Source organism: Cupriavidus ulmosensis (assembly GCF_977008105.1).
The window spans coordinates 1,981,724-2,000,451 of record NZ_CDRMWP010000002.1 but is presented as its reverse complement, the minus strand read 5'-3'; the positions used below and the strand labels follow the sequence as shown (position 1 = coordinate 2,000,451).

At 71.0% G+C, this 18,728-nt stretch carries 12 protein-coding genes; 3 read left to right on the top strand and 9 right to left on the bottom strand.

The window, feature by feature from the left end; translation table 11 throughout:
- Nucleotides 1-245 precede the first annotated feature (245 nt).
- Both mdtD and pcaD read left to right on the top strand, forming a co-directional pair.
- Complete coding sequence (gene mdtD, locus ACWTPI_RS28595; RefSeq protein WP_020201048.1) at nt 246-1,634, top strand: multidrug transporter subunit MdtD; 1,389 nt, start codon at nt 246-248, stop codon at nt 1,632-1,634.
- 54 nt (nt 1,635-1,688) lie between these two features.
- Nucleotides 1,689-2,519: a 3-oxoadipate enol-lactonase gene (pcaD, locus tag ACWTPI_RS28590; protein ID WP_454733418.1), complete on the top strand. Its 831-nt coding sequence runs from the start codon at nt 1,689-1,691 to the stop codon at nt 2,517-2,519.
- A gap of 121 nt (nt 2,520-2,640) precedes the next feature.
- On the opposite strand, the gene ACWTPI_RS28585 is transcribed toward pcaD, so the two are convergent.
- The 8 genes from ACWTPI_RS28585 to ACWTPI_RS28550 all read right to left on the bottom strand — a co-directional run bounded on the left by ACWTPI_RS28585 (nt 2,641) and on the right by ACWTPI_RS28550 (nt 16,984).
- Nucleotides 2,641-5,559 carry an HD domain-containing phosphohydrolase gene (locus ACWTPI_RS28585; protein WP_454733417.1) on the bottom strand — a complete coding sequence of 973 codons (2,919 nt, stop codon included), beginning with the start codon at nt 5,557-5,559 and terminating at the stop codon, nt 2,641-2,643.
- 731 nt (nt 5,560-6,290) lie between these two features.
- Nucleotides 6,291-7,556, bottom strand: coding sequence for an MFS transporter (locus ACWTPI_RS28580; RefSeq protein ID WP_454733416.1), 1,266 nt, complete (start codon nt 7,554-7,556; stop codon nt 6,291-6,293).
- 218 nt (nt 7,557-7,774) lie between these two features.
- Nucleotides 7,775-10,564, bottom strand: a complete 2,790-nt coding sequence (locus ACWTPI_RS28575) for a molybdopterin-dependent oxidoreductase (RefSeq protein ID WP_454733415.1) — start codon at nt 10,562-10,564, stop codon at nt 7,775-7,777.
- Nucleotides 10,565-10,608: 44 nt separating this feature from the next.
- Complete coding sequence (locus ACWTPI_RS28570) at nt 10,609-11,838, bottom strand: NAD(P)/FAD-dependent oxidoreductase (RefSeq protein WP_059411504.1); 1,230 nt, start codon at nt 11,836-11,838, stop codon at nt 10,609-10,611.
- Nucleotides 11,835-12,185 carry a nitrite reductase small subunit NirD gene (nirD, locus tag ACWTPI_RS28565; RefSeq protein ID WP_059411505.1) on the bottom strand — a complete coding sequence of 117 codons (351 nt, stop codon included), beginning with the start codon at nt 12,183-12,185 and terminating at the stop codon, nt 11,835-11,837. The genes ACWTPI_RS28570 and nirD overlap by 4 nt, the downstream gene beginning before the upstream one ends.
- Before the next feature lie 53 nt (nt 12,186-12,238).
- The gene (nirB, locus tag ACWTPI_RS28560; RefSeq protein ID WP_454733414.1) at nt 12,239-14,791 is read right to left on the bottom strand and encodes a nitrite reductase large subunit NirB; all 2,553 of its coding nucleotides are present in this window, start codon (nt 14,789-14,791) and stop codon (nt 12,239-12,241) included.
- A gap of 60 nt (nt 14,792-14,851) precedes the next feature.
- Entirely contained in the window at nt 14,852-16,168 is a 1,317-nt protein-coding gene (locus ACWTPI_RS28555) for an MFS transporter (RefSeq protein ID WP_029043195.1), read from the bottom strand.
- A gap of 318 nt (nt 16,169-16,486) precedes the next feature.
- The gene (locus ACWTPI_RS28550; RefSeq protein ID WP_454733413.1) at nt 16,487-16,984 is read right to left on the bottom strand and encodes a winged helix-turn-helix transcriptional regulator; all 498 of its coding nucleotides are present in this window, start codon (nt 16,982-16,984) and stop codon (nt 16,487-16,489) included.
- A gap of 89 nt (nt 16,985-17,073) precedes the next feature.
- Here ACWTPI_RS28550 and ACWTPI_RS28545 point away from each other — a divergent pair, with 89 nt between their 5' ends.
- Nucleotides 17,074-17,667, top strand: coding sequence for an N-acetyltransferase family protein (locus tag ACWTPI_RS28545; protein ID WP_454733412.1), 594 nt, complete (start codon nt 17,074-17,076; stop codon nt 17,665-17,667).
- Between the two features lie 18 nt (nt 17,668-17,685).
- Here the strand turns inward: ACWTPI_RS28545 and ACWTPI_RS28540 are convergent, their stop codons facing one another.
- On the bottom strand, nt 17,686-18,570 hold the full coding sequence (locus ACWTPI_RS28540; RefSeq protein ID WP_081651310.1) for an EamA family transporter: 885 nt from the start codon (nt 18,568-18,570) through the stop codon (nt 17,686-17,688).
- Between the last annotated feature and the right edge of the window lie 158 nt (nt 18,571-18,728).

Here is an 18,728-nt window from a genome sequence, read left to right as displayed (position 1 = left end):
GCGCCGGGGCGGCCTGCGCGGCGCAATGCCGCCGCAATGCCGCCGGCCTGCACTAAACTGTCGCATGGCCACGGCCGCGTGGCGCCGCTCCGCACGTCCACATGCAAGACCACATGCAAGACGATACCCAGCCCTCGACATCCGCCACGCCCCCGGCCCCGGCCGCGTCTTCCGCACCTTCCGCACCTTCCGCGCCTTCCGGTCCTTCCGCGCCTTCCGCCGTCGACGACCACACCCGCAGGATCATGCTGTGGGTCGTGGCCGTCGGCTTCTTCATGCAGACGCTGGACTCCACCATCGTCAACACCGCCTTGCCCTCGATGGCCAGGAGCCTCGGCGAAAGCCCGCTGCGCATGCAGTCGGTGATCATCGCCTATTCGCTGACAATGGCGGTCATCATCCCGGCCTCGGGCTGGCTGGCCGACCGCTTCGGCACCCGCACCATCTTCCAGACCGCCATCGGCCTGTTCGTGGCCGGCTCGCTGGCGTGCGCGTACTCCAACACGCTGACCATGCTGGTGGTCTCGCGCGTGCTGCAGGGCGTGGGCGGCGCGATGCTGCTGCCGGTGGGGCGGCTGGCCGTGCTGCGCACCTTCCCGCGCGACCAGTACCTGCAGGCGCTGAGCTTCGTCGCCATCCCGGGCATGGTCGGGCCGCTGATCGGGCCGACGCTGGGCGGCTGGCTCACCGAGGCGTTCTCCTGGCACTGGATCTTCCTCATCAACGTGCCGGTGGGCCTGCTGGGCGGGCTGGCCACGCTGCGCTACATGCCCAACAGCCGCCTGCACGGCGTGGCGCGCTTCGACACCAGCGGCTACGTGCTGCTGGCCATCGCCATGCTGACGCTGTCGTTCTCGCTCGACGGCCTGGCCGAGCTCGGCTTCGAGCACGCCGTGGTGCTGATGCTGCTGATCGCCAGCATGGCCTCGCTCACCGCCTACGTGCTGCACGCCACGCGGCACCGCCGCCCGCTGTTCGCGCTGCGGCTGTTCCGCATCCATACCTTCAGCGTGGGGCTGCTGGGCAACCTGTTCGCGCGCATCGGCAACGGCGCCATGCCGTTCCTGGTGCCGCTGACCCTGCAGATCAGCCTCGGCTACTCGCCGCTGCAGGCCGGCATGATGATCCTGCCCGTCACCGCCGCGGGCATGGCCTCCAAGCGCCTGGCCACGAAGCTGATCGAACGCTACGGCTACCGCAGGGTGCTCGTCACCAACACCTTCGTGGTGGGGCTGACGATGGCGTCGTTCGCGGTGATCTCGCCGCGCGAGCCGTTCGCGCTGATCCTGCTGCAACTGGCGGTGTTCGGCGCGGTCAACTCGATCCAGTTCACCGCCATGAACACCGTCACGCTCAAGGACCTCGGCACCGCCGGGGCCAGCGGCGGCAACAGCCTGCTGTCGATGGTGCAGATGCTGTCGATGAGCCTGGCGGTGACGTCGGCCGGCGCCTTGCTGGCGACGTTCCAGGGCGTCTTCGCCCGCCACGGCACGACCTCGGCGCTGCCGGCGTTCCATGCCACCTTCATCTGCGTGGGGCTGATCACCTCGGCCTCGGCGTGGATCTTCCTGCAGTTGTCGCCGGACGTGGCGCGGCCGGCGGGCAAGAAGATGGCGGACGCGGGCGAGATGTGAGAGGGCGCGCCACCCAACCCCAAGCCGAGACCGATTCCCGCCCCCGGAGACCCGATGCCTCATCTCGACCACGCCGGCGCTTCGCTGTTCTACACCCTGGAAGGCCCCGATTCCGCGCCGGTCCTGATCTTCTCCAACGCGCTCGGCACCGACCACACCATGTGGGCGCCGCAGGCCGAAGCGCTGCGCGGGCAGTTCCGCATCCTGCGCTACGACACGCGCGGCCACGGCCGCTCGACCCTGCCGCCGGGGCCGTTCACGGTGGCCGGGCTGGGCGGCGACGTGCTGGCGCTGATGGACGCGCTCGGCATCCGCGAGGCCGCGTTCTGCGGCCTGTCGATGGGCGGGCTGACCGGCATGTGGCTCGGCGTCAATGCGCCGCGGCGCTTCACCCGCCTGGTGCTGGCCAACACCGCGGCCAGGATCAGCACGGCCGCGTCCTGGAACACCCGCATCGACGGCGCGCTGCGCGGCGGCATGGCGCCGCTGGTGGCGGCCTCGGTGCAGCGCTGGTTCACGCCGGCGTTCGCGTCGGCGGCGGGCGCCGGGCTCGACGGCCTGCGCGCCGTGCTGGCGGGGCTCGATGCGCGCGGTTATGCCGCGAACTGCGCCGCCCTGCGCGATGCCGACCTGCGCGAGGCGGTCGGGGTCATTCCCGTTCCCGTGCTGGTGATCGCGGGCAGCGCCGACCTGTCGACCCCGCCCGCGGCGGGCCGCGCGCTGGCGGACGCCATTGCCGGCGCGCGATACGTGGAGCTGGAAGCCGCGCACCTGTCCAGCTTCGAGCAGCCCGCGCGCTTCACCGATGCGCTGCGCGATTTCCTCGGCACCGAGGCGAGCGCGGGCGGCGACGCCGGGCGCCATCAGGAATCTGTTTCAGGATGAAGCGCGGCGGTCCTGGCCCGGGCGGAGCAGGGCATTCGGATCGCGCGGCGGCCCGCCTGCGCAACGACGCCGGGATCTTCCTGAAATCCCTTCCGGGCCAACCTCGCCGCCGCGCGCGCGTTCAGGCCAGGCAGGCTTCCAGGTCGAATTCGTCGATCTGCTCCGGCCGCATGTAGCGCCGGGCGTAGGCGAGATAGACGCCGGAGCGCAGGAACAGGTCGAACAGGTCCGGGTCGATATGGTGGTTGTTCTTCATGGCCACCATGATCTCCATCGCCTCGGAGAGCATCTTGCCTTTCTTGTAGGGCCGGTCGTCGGCGGTCAGCGCCTCGAACACGTCGGCGATGGCCATCATGCGCGCGGCCGGGCTCATCTGCTCGCGCGTCAGTCCCTTCGGGTAGCCGGTGCCGTCCATCTTCTCGTGATGGCCGCCGGCGATCTCCGGCACGTTGCGCAGGTGGCGCGGGAAGGGCAGGGCGCTGAGCATCTTGATGGTCTGCACGATGTGCTCGTTGATCTTGTAGCGCTCCTCCTCGGTCAGCGTGCCGCGGCCGATCGACAGGTTGTGGAGCTCGCCGCGGTCGTACAGGTGCTCGGGCGGCTTGACCGTGAACCCCCACGGATTGCCGGCCGGCAGGCGCTCGCGCTCGGGGCGCGCGAACAGGTGCTCGGGCTTGTCGGCCAGCAGCGGCTCCGCCGCCGGCAGCGGCGGGGCGGGCTGCGCCTCCTTGCGCCTGCGCTCGTCGCGGGAGATGCCGAGCCGGTCGTCCAGCGTGCGCAGCCACGTGCGCGAGCCGATCGCGCGCAGCCGCTCGATCTTCTCCTGCGCCATGAATTCGCCGCCGTGGTTGCAGGCCGCCACGAAGGCGAACTCCTCGTCCAGCACCGCCTGCGCCGGCGCCGCCGCCGCGCGCACGGCGGCGAGATCGGCGCCGCCCGCGCGCAGCGCCTGCTCGCATCGTTCGACGTAGGCGTCGCGCTTGAGCAGCTCGAAGCGCATGCGGATCTCGTGGATGCGGTCGTAGAGCGTCTCCAGCTTGGTCGCCTTGTCGACCACGAACTCCGGCGTCGTCACCTTGCCGCAGTCGTGCAGCCACGCGGCGATATGCAGTTCCTCCCACTGCGCCTCGCTGAGCTGGTAGCTGGCGTAGGGGCCGCGGTCGGCGTCGCAGGCGGCGCGCGCCAGCATCTTGGTCAGTTCCGGCACGCGCTGGCAGTGGCCGCCGGTGTAGGCGCTCTTGGCGTCGATGGCGCCCGCCAGCATCTGGATGAAGCTCTCCATCAGCTCCTTGCGCCCGCGCGACAGCAGCTGGTTATCGATGGCCACCGCCGCCGTGCCCGACAGCGCCTCGACGAAGGCCGCGCGCGACGACGGCAGATTGTCTTCCATGCCGGTCTCCGGCAGGAACACCAGCGACAGCGTGCCCACCACTTCGTCCTGCCGGTTCTTCAGGGGCAGCGCGAGCACGCGGAAGTGCGGCGACCGCAGGCGCGCGAACAGGTGGCCGTAGGTGGTGGCCAGGGCCGGATCGTCCTGGCTGGCTTCGATGCTGACGGTGCGGCCGTCGCGCGCCGCCTGCATGGCGGCCGAGGGATTGGTGGGGTCGTTCAGCGACCACCCCTTCACGCCGGAGAGGTCGCCGCGCGCGCCGCCCACGCGGATGGCCGCCGGCTCGAGCGTTCGGCCGTCGGTGGCCAGCAGGTGGATGGCGCCCTCGCTGGCGCCGCTGACGGAGATCGTCTCGGTCAGGATGCGGTCCAGCAGCGTCTCGAAATGATGCTCGCTGGACAAGGCGTCGGAGATTTCCAGGAAGCGCCGCAGCGTCTCCTTCATGCCGAGCATCGCGGTGGCGAGGCGGTCGATCTCGCGGATGTGGCTGCGCGGCTGCCCGGTGAAGCTGAAGTCGAAGCGCCGGATCGCGGCCGCCTGCCGTCCCAGTTCCTCCAGCGGCCGGGCGATCAGGCTGGCCGCCCAGTGCAGCAGCGGCAGCATCAGCAGCACGATGCCGCCGGTGATCAGCAGCGACAGCCTGCGGCTGCGGATCGCGTTGGCCTGGAGTTCGTCGCGCGGCGCGGCGATGGCCAGCATCAGCGGCGCCCCGGCGGGATTGGGCAGCGGCTCCAGGCGCGTCACCCACTCGCGCTCGTCCACCGACAGCATGGCGACGCCGGGCTGCGGGCCGCGCCCATGCTGCTGCCACAGCGCGCTCAGGACCGGCACGCCGAGCGCCGCCACGCCGGGCGCCTGCCCGGACGCGCCGCCCGGCTGCCCGGCGCGCGAGTAGGCCAGCACCGTGCCCTGCGCATTCACGATCATCAGTTCCGCCGACGGCGTGATGTGCTGCCGCGCCAGCATTTCCGACAGGTCCCGCAGGCTGACGTCGACGCCCGCCACCGCGCGCTCCTGCGCGCTGGCCAGCGTGAGGCCCAGCTCCTGCGTGGTGGCGAAGCGGTAGGGGCCGGTCTGCACCACGGCGCCGGCGGCGGCCGTGGCGGCAGTGAACCAGGGCCGCGCGCGCGGATCGTAGCGGTAGTCCGGCTCGTCGCGCTCGGCCAGCAGCCGCAGCCCGGCGTCGTAGAAGGCGAAGCGGCCGCGCGCCGCGCCGCCGGAGCGGTCCACCGACTGCAGCAGGAAGGCGGCGCCGGCCGGCGTGTCCGGCACGGCCTGCGGACCGACCGCGCGCAGGTTGCGCAGCAGCACGAAAGACCCGTCGCCGGTGCCGCCGTAGACCGCCGACAGCGACGGGTTGTGCCGCAGCGCGGTCGCCAGCACCGGCAGTTGCGCCAGCCGCGTGGCCTGGTCCGGCGCGCTCAGCAGCGGCGTCTGCGCCAGCAGCACGGCGGTCAGCCGCGCGGGCCGCAACTCGGCCTCGGCCGAGGCGACCGCCTCCCGGCCGACCCGCTCGAAGGTGGTTCGCGCCTGCACCAGCATGAGCTGCCTGCTCGCATGCCGCTCGTACAGCGTGAGCGCGCCGTAGAGCAGCAGCACCATGCCGGCCATGAGGACCAGCAGCGTGATGTAGATCGAATACGGCGACAAGATTCCGGACTGGCGCTCTGGAGTGGCGGCATGCATGGTAGTGGTCCGAGGAGGTACGGTTGACCTGGTCCGTACCGCAAACAGCATCACGGCGCGGGCGCGCTGGCGCGCGATCGTGACGGTGATATGAAGCGGCGGATGCGTCGTCCCCTTGCCGCTTGCCCATGCACAAAGGCCGGAAAAATGCCGTCGGCCGGTGTGTCGGGCTGATTCTGTCATAAGCGTTTTTCAAATGATATGGCGTGCCGCGCATTCGCTCCTTTGCCACATGCGGCGCGTGATATTCGTGCACGGCAGGAAATGGCGCAATTCAATCCGATTGCGAAAATTCCGCGGCGTTTCCTTATGCCAATGCGGATGTCGATGGCGCGCAGCGGCTGTGGCAGCCACGCCGGACGCCAATTCGCGGGCAGCGGGTTTCGCCATGATTTGTCGCGACCGCGCCTGGCCGGCCATAACCCGCTTATGGCCGGTGGCGGCGCGCGAGCGAATCCGCGCCAGGCGGCGAACATGGCGCGGCGGCCGAATGCCGCGGGTAGATCTGGAAATGCCTGGAGGCGTTTCGGGCCGGTATTGTTTTTTTCGTGCCGCTCGCGATAGCCTGCGGATTTTCCGTGCCACGCATTCCCGCGTGCATCAGCCGAATATCGCGGCACGGGCGGGGCTGGCGTTCTGTGCCGCCGTCCCCGCCCTCATGCCCTGAGCCGCCCGCATGGCGGCTTTCCCTGGCTTCAGCAGTTGCAGTCCGGCGCGGGCGCGATCACGCCAGCGGCCGCCGGGGCCGCGGCGTGGTCCTTGCCGATGGCGCGGAAGCTGCCGAGCAGCGCCAGGCCGATCACCGCCAGGGCCGCGCCCAGGCCGAAGTCGGTCGGGATGCCGGCGTGGTCCACGATGCCGCCGCCAACCGAGGAGCCCACCGCGATGGCCACCTGGATGATGCCGACGAACAGCGCCGAGCCGGCCTCGGGCAGGTCGGCGGTGGAGCGCTGGATCCATACGCTGAGGCACAGCGGGATCGCGCCGAAGGCGATGCCCCACGCCAGCACGGTCGCCACCACCGCCGGCGCCGCATGCCGCAGCGCGGGCATCGCCAGCAGCGAGACCATCAGTATCACGATCATCGCCGCGAGCGACGCGCTGAGGTTGCGTCCCACCGTGGCCGAGACCGCGAAGTTGGAGACGAAGCCGATGATGCCGAAGCCGAGCAGCACCAGGGTGATGCTCTGCGCGCTGAAGTCGGCGTATTGCTGGAGGAACGGCGCGATGAAGGTGTAGGACGAGAAGTGGGCGCCGAACACGAAGGCGACCATGATCAGGCTGCGGCGCGAATGCGTGCGGCGCAGCAGCGCGAGCAGGTCGGCCATGCGCAGCGCGGCTTTCGACGGCAGCGCCGGCACCAGCATGGCCTGGGCCACCAGCGCGACCGCCACCAGCACGCCGGTGGCCATGAACGAGGCGCGCCACGAGGCGAGACCGGCGATGAAGGTGCCCAGCGGCACGCCGATCACGGTGGCGCACGTCACGCCCGCGAGGATCATCGCGGTGGCCTTCGGCGCTTCGTGGGGGTGCACCAGCCGGCCCGCCGCGGCCAGCGCGAGCGTCCAGAAGCCGCCCAGGCTCGCGCCCAGCAGCGCGCGGCCGACCAGCATGACCGTGAAGCTCGGCGCGAATGCCGAGATCAGGTTCGACGCCAGCAGCAGCACCGACAGGACCAGCAGGATCAGGCGCCGGTCGATGCGTCCGGCGCCCAGCATCATGCCCGGCGCGGAGATGGCGGCCAGGATGCCGGGCGTCGTCACCATGAGTCCCGCGGTGCCCGGCGTCACGCCGAATTCCGCGGCGACCTGCGGCAGCAGCCCGACCGGCAGGAATTCCGTGGTCACGAACGCGAACGCGCCCACCGTTACCGATCCGACCGCCAGCCACGCCCGCAGGGGCGAATCGGCGTGGGGATTGTTCGTTGCGTTACCCGCGGGGTGACTGCCTTCCATCATCATGAGTCTGCTCGTTTGCTTGTCTGTTGCGGATCTGCGGGGCGCGACCCGGAAAGACGGGCAACATACCACCGCCGCGCGCTTTGCGCTGGCGGCCCGCAAATACCGCGCTAATCCCCGGTCCACGGCAGGGTCTTCATCGTACTTACACATGGCGGGCGTCGCCGCCGCCGGCTCGCGGGCCGGCATTTTCTGCCGCGAAGCGAGGTTTCGCGCCGGGCTCAAGCCGTTTCCGCCACCCTGATCTCCGTCAGCAGTTTCTTCAGTTCCGGCACGCAGGAGCCGCAGTTGCCGCCGGCCTTGACGCAGGCCGTGATCTCGGCGGGCGTGGCGAGGTTGTGCTTGCGCACCGCGTCGCAGATCGTATTGCGGCCCACGCCGAAGCACGAGCACACCGTGGGGCCGGCATCCACGCCTTTTTCCAGCGGCTGGCCGAGCAGCAGGCCGATGCGGTCGGCGTCTTCCAGGCGCTCCCTGGCGAACAGCGTGGACAGCCACGCGCGCGAGGGCAGCTCGGGCCGGGTGGCGACGTAGATGCAGCTCTGCAGGCGGTCGTCGACCACGTGGCCGGCGTGGTAGATGCCGGCGCTGCGGTCTTCGTATTCGATCCAGTCGGCGTCGGGGTCGGTGATGCCGAGCAGGGCGCGCGCCCACGCGGCGCGGTCGTCGACGTTCTCGCGGCCGGCGAATTCGTAGCGCTGGAACTGGCGGCCCTGCACGCGCGTCCAGTAGGTCAGGGCGTTGCCGGACAGCTCGCCGCGGCTGAGCGCGAAGCCGTGCCACGAGACCGGGAACGCCTCCACGCGCGCCGGCGTGTGCTTGAACTCGGGCTCGCCGGAGAGCGGGTCCACCACCGGGTTGACCAGGGCGCCGACGCGCGCGTCGGAGCTGAACTGGTCGTTCCAGTGGATCGGCACGAACATGCTGCCGCGCGCGATGCCGCCGCTGTGCTGCACGCGCGCCACCAGCGCGCCCCAGCGGGTGCTCACGCGCGCCAGCTTGCCTTCGCCCACGCCGCACAGCAGCGCGTCCTGCGGGTGCATGTCGACGAACGGCTCGGCGATGTGGTCGGCCAGCCTGGGCGATTTGCCGGTGCGCGTCATGGTGTGCCACTGGTCGCGCACGCGGCCGGTGTTGAGCACGAGCGGGTATGCGTCGTCGGTGGCGTTGGCCGGCGCGCGCGGCGCGGTGGCGACGAAGCGGGCGCGGCCGTCCGCGTGGGCGAAGCGGCCGTCGGCGAACAGGCGCTCGGTGCCGCGGCTGCCGCGCAGCGCGGGCGCGCTGGCCGCCACCGGCCATTGCACCGGCGGCAGCGCGTCGAACTGCGCGCGGCTCATGCCGGCCAGCCCGGCGATGTTGAAGACGCGCGGCGCGTGCGTGGCGTCCGCGCCGCCGTTGCGGTAGGCGCTCAGCCGCGCGTGCTCGTCGAAGATCTCGTGCACGCCGCCGTAGGCGAAGCCGTCGAAGCCCATGCGCGTGGCCACCTCGCACAGGATGCGCCAGTCCGCGCGCGCTTCGCTGGGCGCGGGCAGGAACGCGCGCTGGCGCGAGATGCGGCGCTCGGAGCTGGTCACGGTGCCGTCTTTCTCGCCCCAGCCGAGCGCGGGCAGCAGCACGTGCGCGGCGTCGTTGGTGTCGGTGCGCAGCATGATGTCGGAGCTGACCACCAGTTCGCAGCGGGCCAGCGCGCGGCGGGCCTGGTCGGCGTCGGGCAGGCTCACCACCGGGTTGGTGGCGATCACCCACACCGCCTTGACGCGGCCCTGCTCGATGGCTTCGAACAGTTCCACCGCCTTGAGGCCGGGCTTGTCCGCGATGGCGGGCGAGCCCCAGAACGACTGCACGATCTCGCGGTGCAGCGGCTCGGCCAGCTCCATGTGGGCGGCCAGCATGTTGGCCAGGCCGCCGACTTCGCGCCCGCCCATCGCGTTGGGCTGGCCGGTCAGCGAGAACGGCCCCGCGCCGGGCTGGCCGATGCGGCCGGTGGCGAGGTGGCAGTTGATGATGCTGTTGACCTTGTCGGTGCCGGCCGAGGACTGGTTGACGCCCTGCGAGAACGCCGTGACCACCCTGGGCGTGGCGGCGAACAGCGCGTAGAACGCGCGCAGGTCGGCCACGTCGAGCCTGCAGGCGCGGGCCACCGTGTCGAGGTCGGCGCAGTCCGGGCCGGCGGCGGCCAGCGCGTCATCGAGGCCGCTGGTGTGGGCGGCGATGAAATCCGCGTCGGCGGCGCCGTGCTGCGCGAGATAGTGCAGCAGGCCGTTGAACAGCCACACGTCGGTGCCGGGCTTGACCGGCAGGTGCAGGTCGGCCAGCTCGCAGGTGGCGGTGCGGCGCGGGTCGATCACCACCAGCTTCATGCCGGGGCGCGCTTCCCTCGCCCGCGACAGGCGCTGGAACAGGATCGGATGGCACCACGCGGTGTTGGAGCCGACCAGCACGACGAGGTCGGCCAGCTCCAGGTCCTCGTAGTTGCCCGGCACCAGGTCCTCGCCGAAGGCGCGCTTGTGCCCGGCCACCGCCGACGACATGCACAGGCGCGAGTTGGTGTCGATGTTGGCGCTGCCGATGAAGCCCTTCATCAGCTTGTTGGCGATGTAGTAGTCCTCGGTCAGCAGCTGGCCGGAGACGTACAGCGCCACGGCGTCGGGGCCGTGCTCGGCGATGATGTCCCGGAAGCCCCGCGCCACGCGGTCGAGCGCGTGGTCCCACGAGACCTGCGTGAGTGCGCCGCCGGCGCCGCGCACCTGCGGATGCAGCAGGCGGCCTTCCAGCCCGGTGGTCTCGGCCAGCGCCGAGCCCTTGACGCACAGGCGGCCCTGGTTGGAGCCGTGGCTGGCGTCGCCGGCCACCTCGACGCTGCCGTCGGCATGGCGCGTGGCGCGCACGCCGCAGCCCACGCCGCAGTAGGGGCAGGTGGTGTCGGTGACGGTGGTGTCGGCGGACAACCCGGCGGACAGCCCGGCCGCGGCCTTGGTGGAGACAATGACGGGAATATCGGACAGGTTCACGATGGCGCTCGTTGCTGACGGTTCTATCGGAGGCGGCGCGGCATTCAGGCCGCCAGCGCCTCGCACTGCGCGCGGCCGAACAGCAGGCGCTGGCGCATCGCGCCGACCGGCGCGCCGCGCTGGATCAGGTCGAAGTACCAGGGGCCGTCCTGCACGTCGCCGTACAGCACCGCGCCGACCAGGCGGCCGTCCTGCAATACCAGCCGCTTGTAGACGCCGCGGCGCGCGTCGCGCATGACCAGGTCCTCGCTGCCCGCGCCGCCGATGAAGTCGCCGGCGGAGTACAGGTCCACGCCCGTCACCTTGAGCTTGGTGGCGGTGGCCTGCTGCACGTAGCGGCGGTGCCCGGCGCCGGCCAGGTGGGCGGCGGCCACGCGGGCCTGGTCCCAGATCGGCGCCACCAGGCCGAAGGTGGCCTGGCGGTGCTGCACGCATTCGCCCACGGCGTACACGCGCGGATCGTAGGTCTGCAGCGTGTCGTCCACCACGATGGCGCGCTCGCAGTGCAGGCCGGCCTGCCGCGCCAGTTCGATGTTGGGCCGCACGCCTGCGGTCATCACCACCAGGTCGGCGGGGACGCTGGTGCCGTCCTTGAAGCGCACGCCGGTCACGCGCGTCTCGCCGAGGATGGCGCTGGTATGCGCGTTGAGCAGGAAGCGCAGGCCCTTGCGCTCCAGCGCCTGCTTGAGCAGGGCCGAGGCGGGCGCGTCGAGCTGGCGGTCCATCAGGCTGCCGGTGACGTGCACCACGCTGACTTCCATGCCCTGGCGCATCAGGCCGTTGGCGGCCTCCAGGCCCAGCAGGCCGCCGCCGATCACCACCGCGTGGCGGTGGTCGCGCGCCGCGGCCAGCATGGTTTCCACGTCCTGGATGTCGCGAAAGGCGATCACGCCGTCGAGCTGGTGGCCCGGCACCGGGATGATGAAGGGCTTGGAGCCGGTCGCCAGCAGCAGGCGGTCGTAGCGCACCTCGCGGCCCGACTGCGAGCGCACCATGCGGCGCGCGCGGTCGATGGCCACCACCGGGTCGCCGGCCAGCAGCTCGATGCCGTTCTGCGCATACCACTCGCGCGTGTTGAGCATGATGTCGGCGATGGTCTTCTCGCCGGCCAGCACCGGCGAGAGCAGGATGCGGTTGTAGTTGCCGTGCGGCTCGGCGCCGAACACGGTGATGTCGTAGAGGTCGGGCGCCAGCTTGAGCAGTTCCTCGACCGTGCGCATGCCGGCCATGCCGTTGCCGACCACCACCAGGCGGGGCTTGGGGCTGGCGCTCATGCGGCCACCCACACCTTGCCGTCGTAGACGCGCGCCGGGTAGGCCGCCACGGAATGCTCGGGCGCCTCCAGGCATTCGCCGGTGCGCAGGTCGAAGTGCTGCTTGTAGATCGGCGAGGCCACCACCACGCGCTCGCCCAGGCTGCCGACCAGCCCGCGCGACAGCACCGCGGCGTGGGAGTTGGGGTCGTAGTTGGCGATGGCGAAGACCTGCTCGGCCTCGCCCGCGCCGACGCGGAACACGGCGATCTGCGCCTGGTCCACCAGCGCGCACACGCCGGTATTGGGCACGATGTCGCGCAGGGCGCAGACGGCGGTCCAGGTCTCGGGCTGGCGGGCTTGGCTCATGCTTGTTCTCCTTGGGTCTGGCGCGGTGGGGCGGGTGGCTCGGGCGGGGCGGCTCAGGCGGCCTTGACGACGGTCACGGGGATCTGTTCGATCCGGGAGCGATGCAAGATCCGTTCCTCGGGCGTGGCCGGGCGGACCTGGCCGCGCTCCTCCATGAACACCAGGTTGTCGTCGCGCAGGTCGCTGTTGACGAAGTGGCGGAAGCGCTTGCGCGTCTCCGGGTTGGTCACGGCCAGCTTCCATTCGTCCTCGTAGGTGTCCACCACGTGCTGCATCTGCGCTTCCAGTTCGGCGCCGATACCCAGGCTGTCCTCCAGCACCACCGCCTTGAGGTAGTCCAGGCCGCCTTCGAGGTTGTCGCGCCAGGTGCTGGTGCGCTGCAGGCGGTCGGCGGTGCGCACGTAGAACATCAGGAAGCGGTCCACGTAGCGCAGCAGCGCGGCGCGGTCCAGGTCGCTGGCCAGCAGCTCGGCGTGGCGCGGCTTCATGCCGCCGTTGCCGCACACGTACAGGTTCCAGCCGCGCTCGGTGGCGATGATGCCCACGTCCTTGCCCTGCGCCTCGGCGCATTCGCGCGTGCAGCCGGACACGCCGAACTTGATCTTGTGCGGCGCGCGCAGGCCCTTGTAGCGGTTCTCGATCTCGATGGCCAGGCCGACCGAGTCGTCCACGCCGTAGCGGCACCACGTCGAGCCCACGCACGACTTCACCGTGCGCAGCGACTTGCCGTAGGCGTGGCCCGACTCGAAGCCGGCCGCGATCAGTTCTTCCCAGATCATCGGCAGCTCTTCCAGGCGCGCGCCGAACATGTCGACGCGCGCGCCGCCGGTGATCTTGGTGTAGAGGCCGTATTTCTTGGCCACCTGGCCCACCGCGATCAGGCCGTCGGGCGTGACTTCGCCGCCCGGCATGCGCGGCACCACCGAGTAGGTGCCGTCCTTCTGGATGTTGCCGAGGAAGTAGTCGTTCGAGTCCTGCAGGCTGGCGTGCTCTTCCTTGAGCACGAACTCATTCCAGCACGAGGCCAGGATGTTCGCCACGGTGGGCTTGCAGATGTCGCAGCCCAGGCCCTTGCCGTGCGCGGCCAGCAGCTCGCCGAAGCTCCTGAAGCCGCCCACGCGCACCAGGTGGTAGAGCTCCTGGCGCGAATAGGCGAAGTGCTCGCACAGGTGGTTGTTGACCGCCAGGCCCTGCTTCTTCATCTCGGCCTTCATCACCTGCGTGACCAGCGGCACGCAGCCGCCGCAGGTGCTGCCGGCCTTGGTGCAGCCCTTGAGCGCGCCGATGGTGGCGGCGCCGTCGCGCACGGCGGCGCAGATGTCGCCCTTGGAGACGTTGTTGCACGAGCAGATCTGCGCGGCGTCGGGCAGCGCGTCGGCGCCCAGCGCCGGCCTGGCCTGGCCGTCGGAGGACGGCAGGATGAGGAATTCGGGCGATTCGGGCAGCTCGATCTTGTTGAGCATCATCTGCAGCAGCGTGCCGTATTCCTCGGCGTCGCCGACCAGCACGCCGCCCAGCAGGTACTTGCCGCAGTCGGACACCACCAGCTTCTTGTAGACCTGCTTGCGCTCGTCGGTGAACTGGTAGGCGCGCGCGCCGGGCGCGCTGCCGTGCGGGTCGCCCAGGCTGGCCACGTCCACGCCCATCAGCTTGAGCTTGGTGCTCATGTCGGCGCCGGCGAACTCGGCCTGGTGGCCCAGCAGGTGCTTCGCCGCCACGCGCGCCATTTCGTAGCCGGGCGCGACCAGCCCGTAGATCTTGCCTTGCCACAGCGCGCATTCGCCGATGGCGTAGACGTCCGGGTCGGAGGTCAGGCACTGGTTGTCCACGGCGATGCCGCCGCGCTCGCCCACCGCCAGGCCGGCCGCGCGCGCCAGTTCGTCGCGCGGGCGGATGCCGGCGGAGAACACGATCATGTCGGTCTCCAGGTGGCTGCCGTCGGCGAAGTTCATGCGGTGCGTGCCGGCCTCGCCGTCGACGATCTCCACGGTGTTCTTGCGCGTGTGCGCGGTCACGCCGAGGTCTTCGATCTTCCGGCGCAGCATCTCGCCGCCGCCGTCGTCCACCTGCACCGCCATCAGGCGCGGGGCGAACTCCACCACGTGGGTCTGCAGGCCCATGTCGCGCAGCGCCTTGGCGCATTCCAGCCCGAGCAGGCCGCCGCCGATGACCACGCCGGTCCGCGCGCGCGCGCCGCATTCCTGCATGGCTTCGAGGTCTTCGATGGTGCGGTAGACGAAGCAGTCCTTGCGGTCCTTGCCCGGCAGCGGCGGCACGAACGGATAGGAGCCGGTGGCGATGACGAGCTTGTCGTAGGGCAGCGTCTCGCCGGTGGAAATGCTGACCGTCCTGGCCGCGCGGTCGATGCCGGTGGCGCGCGCGTTCAGGCGCAGCAGCATGTTGCTGCGCTCGAAGAAACCGGCCTCCACCAGCGACAGGTCCTCGGCGGACTTGCCGGCGAAGAATTCCGACAGGTGCACGCGGTCGTAGGCCGGGCGCGGCTCCTCGCACAGCACCGTGACCTCGATGTCCTGCGAGCCGGCCTCGGCCAGGCTTTCCAGGAATTTGTGGCCGACCATGCCGTGGCCGATGACGATCAGTTTCATGATGGTTTCCTTGTTCTGTGGGGCCGGGGCCTTGCTGTGCTTCTTGTCGTTCCGCGCGGCTCAGGAGCCGGCCAGCGCGTTGTCGAACAGGGCCTGCTCGCTGGCCTTGTGCTCGGCGGAGAAGCGCACGGCGATGGCGCACAGGGCCGAGGCCAGCGCGGCCGCGCCGAGCACCGTCAGGGTCTGCTGCAGGTTGCCGCCCAGGCCCTTCATCAGGAAGCCGGCCGCGACCGCGCCCACGTTGCCGCCGGCGCCGATGATGCCGGCCACGCCGCCGAGCGCCTTGCGGTCAATGAACGGCACCAGCGCGTAGGTGGCGCCGCACGCCATGTGGGTGAACAGGCCGAAGGCCAGCATGGCCACCACCGCCGCCACCACGCTGTGCGCCTGGGCGAACCACAGCAGGCCCAGGCCTTCGCCGAGGATCAGCACGAACAGCAGCATCGAGCGCGCGTCGAGGCCGCGGCGCAGCGCCGCCTTGTCCGACAGCCAGCCGCCCAGCGCGCGCGCGAACAGCGCCAGCAGGCCGAAGCTGGCGGCGGCCAGGCCGGCGCTGCCCAGCGACAGGCCGAAGTGGTCCACGTAGTAGGTGGCGGCCACGTTGTGGATGAAGATCTCCACGCCGAAGCAGGCGCCGTAGGTGATGAACAGCATCCACACGCGGTAGTTGGCGCTGGCCGCGGCGAAGCTGGCCCAGCCGCCTTTCTTGCCGCTGTCCACGGCGATGCCTTGCTTGCGCAGCGCGATGAAGTCGCCCTGCGGGCAGTCCTGGGTGAACTTCCAGTACAGCACGGCCACCACCAGCATCAGCACGCCCGGCACCAGCAGCGCGAGGCGCCAGCCCAGCGCGTGGTTCACGCCCAGCATCAGGATCGCGCCCAGCAGCAGCGGCATGGTCGCCTGCGCGGCGCCGCCGCCGGCGTTGCCCCAGCCCGCGGCCGCGGCGTTGGCGGTGCCGACCACGTTGGGCGCGAACATCACCGAGGTGTGGTACTGCGTGATGACGAAGCTCGCGCCGACCGCGCCGATCAGCAGGCGGAAGAACAGGAAGGCTTCGTAGCTCTGCGCCATCGCCACGCCCAGCACCGGGATCGCGCCGAGCGCCAGCAGGCCGGTATAGGTGCGGCGCGGGCCGAAGCGGTCGCACAGCGGGCCCACCACCAGGCGCACCAGGATGGTCACCGCCACCGCGGCGATGTTGATGTTGGCGATCTGGTCGGGCGTCAGGCCGAACTCGCCCTTGAGCACCGGCATCAGCGGCGCGCAGGCGAACCACGCGAAAAAGCACACGAAGAATGCCATCCACGTCAGGTGGAAGGCGCGCATCTGCGGCGTGCGCAGGCTCAGCAGTTCGATGCGGGTGGCTTTGCCGGTCATCATGGCTCCAGACTCCAGAAAAACAAATGGCGTCCCGCGAGCCGGTCATGAAGACAGGATCAGGGGACGCCGTTGTCCTGGCGGCATCGGTAAAGACCGCTGTCGCCGTGTGTGGGGGGAGCGGGCCGCCGTTGGTCCGCTCGCGTTCTGTTGAGCAAGCGGCGTGCCAGCGGCGGATGTGATGGCGAGCGGGGCTTCTGGCGGGAAAGGGCGCTTCGGCGGCGGCGGCCGTGCGCCGCCTTGGGGCAGCCGCGGCGGCGCGGCACGGTCATGGTGCAGTGCAGTGAACGAGGGCGGTGCGCGGCGCCGCCGCGCGGCTCAGGCGCCGGCCGCGGCGGTGCGCCCGTCGTCGGCGGCGGCGGGAGGGGCCTCGCGCGGTACCCGGCTGAGCTCGATGTCGTTGGGCCGCACCAGCGCGTCCATGTCGTCGACCAGCGCGGCGCGCACGTGGCGGCCCTGGGGCGTGAGCAATGCCACCGGGCCTTGCCCGTGGGGCGCCAGGTGGCGGTCGCCCCATTGCAGCAGGCCCACGAGCACCGGCAGCAGCTCGACGGCGGCGCGCGTGGGGCGGTACTCGAAGCGCTCGCGCTCGCCGGGCTCCTTGTAGCCGACCTTGCGCAGGATGCCGGCCTCGGTCAGCGTCCGGAGGCGCGCGGACAGCACGGCGGGCGAGCATTGCAGCCGCGCGAGAAAGTCGTCGAAGCGCCGGATGCCGTGGAACACGTCGCGCAGGATCAAGATCGTCCACTTCTCGCCGATCAGGTTGAGCGTGGCGGCAATCGAGCAGTGCTGGAGGTCTTCGGCGGTGGGTCGCATGGAAACCAGCATAGCACCCTGACTTCATTTGCAAAAGTCAGGGTATAGCCTATACTCCTGACTATTAAAAATGTAGTCAGGAGTCGCCGATGCTCTCGTCGCAACCACCCGCCGCCGCGGCCGGATGCCCGCAATGCGCCCAGGGCTGGCAGCTTGCCGGCGGCGAGCGGGTGGTGGTGCGCGCCGTGCGCGCGGCCGACGCGGCGCGCGAGCGCGCCTTCGTCCAGGCGCTGTCGCGCGAGAGCCGCTATTACCGCTTCCTCACCGGCGGGCGGGTGTCCGACGAGGTGATCAGCCGGTTCATCCATGACGAGGACGGCCTCGCGCTGGTGGTCACGGCGGAGGTGGCGGGCGAGCCGGTCATCGTCGCCAACGGCAACTATGTCGTCACCGCCGCCGGCGTGGCGGAGTTCGCGGTGGCGGTGGCCGACGACTGGCAGGGCAAGGGCCTGGGCCGCCGGCTGATCGCGCGCCTGCGCGACGCCGCGGCCGGCGCGGGCCTGCGCCTGCTGCGCGGCGACGTGCTCAGCGAGAACCGCCGCATGCTGGCGCTGATGCGGGAGTTCGGCTTCTCCAGCCGGCGCAACCCGGAAGACGTCATGCTGCACGAGGTCACGCTGGTGCTGCGCGGCGGCGCCGGCCAGGACGCGGCGGCCGGCGCCGCCCGCGCGGCGGCGGGCTGAGCGGCAACGCAGACTGGCTTACGCCGGCACCGTGTCGCGCCGGCGCGTGCCGGCCGTGACCGTGCAGCCGACCGAAGCGATGATGATGCTGGCGATGGCCAGCCACTGCTGCGCGCTCAGCGTCTCGTGCAGGAACACCAGCCCGGCCAGCGCGCCCATCGCCGGCTCCATGCTCAGCAGGATGCCGAAGGTCCGGCGCGGCAGGCGCTTGAGCGCCACCATCTCCAGCGAATAGGGAATCGCGCTCGACAGCAGGCCCACCGCCAGCCCCGCCAGCAGCAGCGCCGGGCTGAACATGGCCGTGCCGGTGTGCGCGAGGCCGAACGGCAGCACCACCAGCGCCGCCACGGTCAGGCCCAGCGAGGTGGCCTGCCCGCCATGCGCGTTGCCGGCCATCTGGCCGAAGATGATGTACAGCGCCCAGCCCACCCCCGCCGCCAGCGCGTAGCCGATGCCCACCGGATCGAGCGTGCCCACGTTCTGCCCGAGCGGCAGCAGCAGCAACAGGCCCGCCACGGCAAACGCGATCCACAGGAAGTCGATGGCCCTGCGCGACGAGGACACCGCCACCGCCAGCGGCCCGGTGAACTCGATGGCGATGGCCAGCCCGAGCGGCACCGTGCGCAGCGCCATGTAGAACAGCAGGTTGGTGGCGCCCAGCGCCGCGCCGTACAGCGCGATCGCGCGCGCGTTGGCCCGGCTCAGCGGCAGCCGCCACGGCCGCCACACGCACAGCAGGATCAGCGCGGAAAAGCCCACGCGCAGCGCGGTGGTGCCCTGGGCGCCGGCTGTGGCGAACAGGGTCTTGGCGAACGAGGTGCCGATGCACAGCGAGGCCATCGACCCGACCAGCGCCAGCACGGCAACGAGGGTTGTGCTTTGTTTCAGTCGGTTCAGCGGCAATTGCGAGTCTCGGGAAGGGGGTGTCCGGGCAGCCGGCGGGCCGGCAGGCGGCGGCGAGGCCTGCATCTTGAACGATCTTGCCGGCGCTGGCTAGGACATGTGCAGCATGGCGGACCCGGCCCGCCCGCGCCGCGCACCGGGTGGTCCGCGCCGCTGGT

What these genes read in the sequence shown, in the direction of transcription:
- ACWTPI_RS28570 (WP_059411504.1), bottom strand. Translation starts at nt 11,838, where the DNA reads ATGAGCGCCAGCCCCAAGCCCCGCCTGGTGGTGGTCGGCAACGGCATG.
- ACWTPI_RS28580 (WP_454733416.1), bottom strand. Translation starts at nt 7,556, where the DNA reads ATGATGATGGAAGGCAGTCACCCCGCGGGTAACGCAACGAACAATCCC.
- ACWTPI_RS28555 (WP_029043195.1), bottom strand. Translation starts at nt 16,168, where the DNA reads ATGACCGGCAAAGCCACCCGCATCGAACTGCTGAGCCTGCGCACGCCG.
- nirD (WP_059411505.1), bottom strand. Translation starts at nt 12,185, where the DNA reads ATGAGCCAAGCCCGCCAGCCCGAGACCTGGACCGCCGTCTGCGCCCTG.
- mdtD (WP_020201048.1), top strand. Translation starts at nt 246, where the DNA reads ATGCTGTGGGTCGTGGCCGTCGGCTTCTTCATGCAGACGCTGGACTCC.
- ACWTPI_RS28550 (WP_454733413.1), bottom strand. Translation starts at nt 16,984, where the DNA reads ATGCGACCCACCGCCGAAGACCTCCAGCACTGCTCGATTGCCGCCACG.
- nirB (WP_454733414.1), bottom strand. Translation starts at nt 14,791, where the DNA reads ATGAAACTGATCGTCATCGGCCACGGCATGGTCGGCCACAAATTCCTG.
- ACWTPI_RS28545 (WP_454733412.1), top strand. Translation starts at nt 17,074, where the DNA reads ATGCTCTCGTCGCAACCACCCGCCGCCGCGGCCGGATGCCCGCAATGC.
- pcaD (WP_454733418.1), top strand. Translation starts at nt 1,689, where the DNA reads ATGCCTCATCTCGACCACGCCGGCGCTTCGCTGTTCTACACCCTGGAA.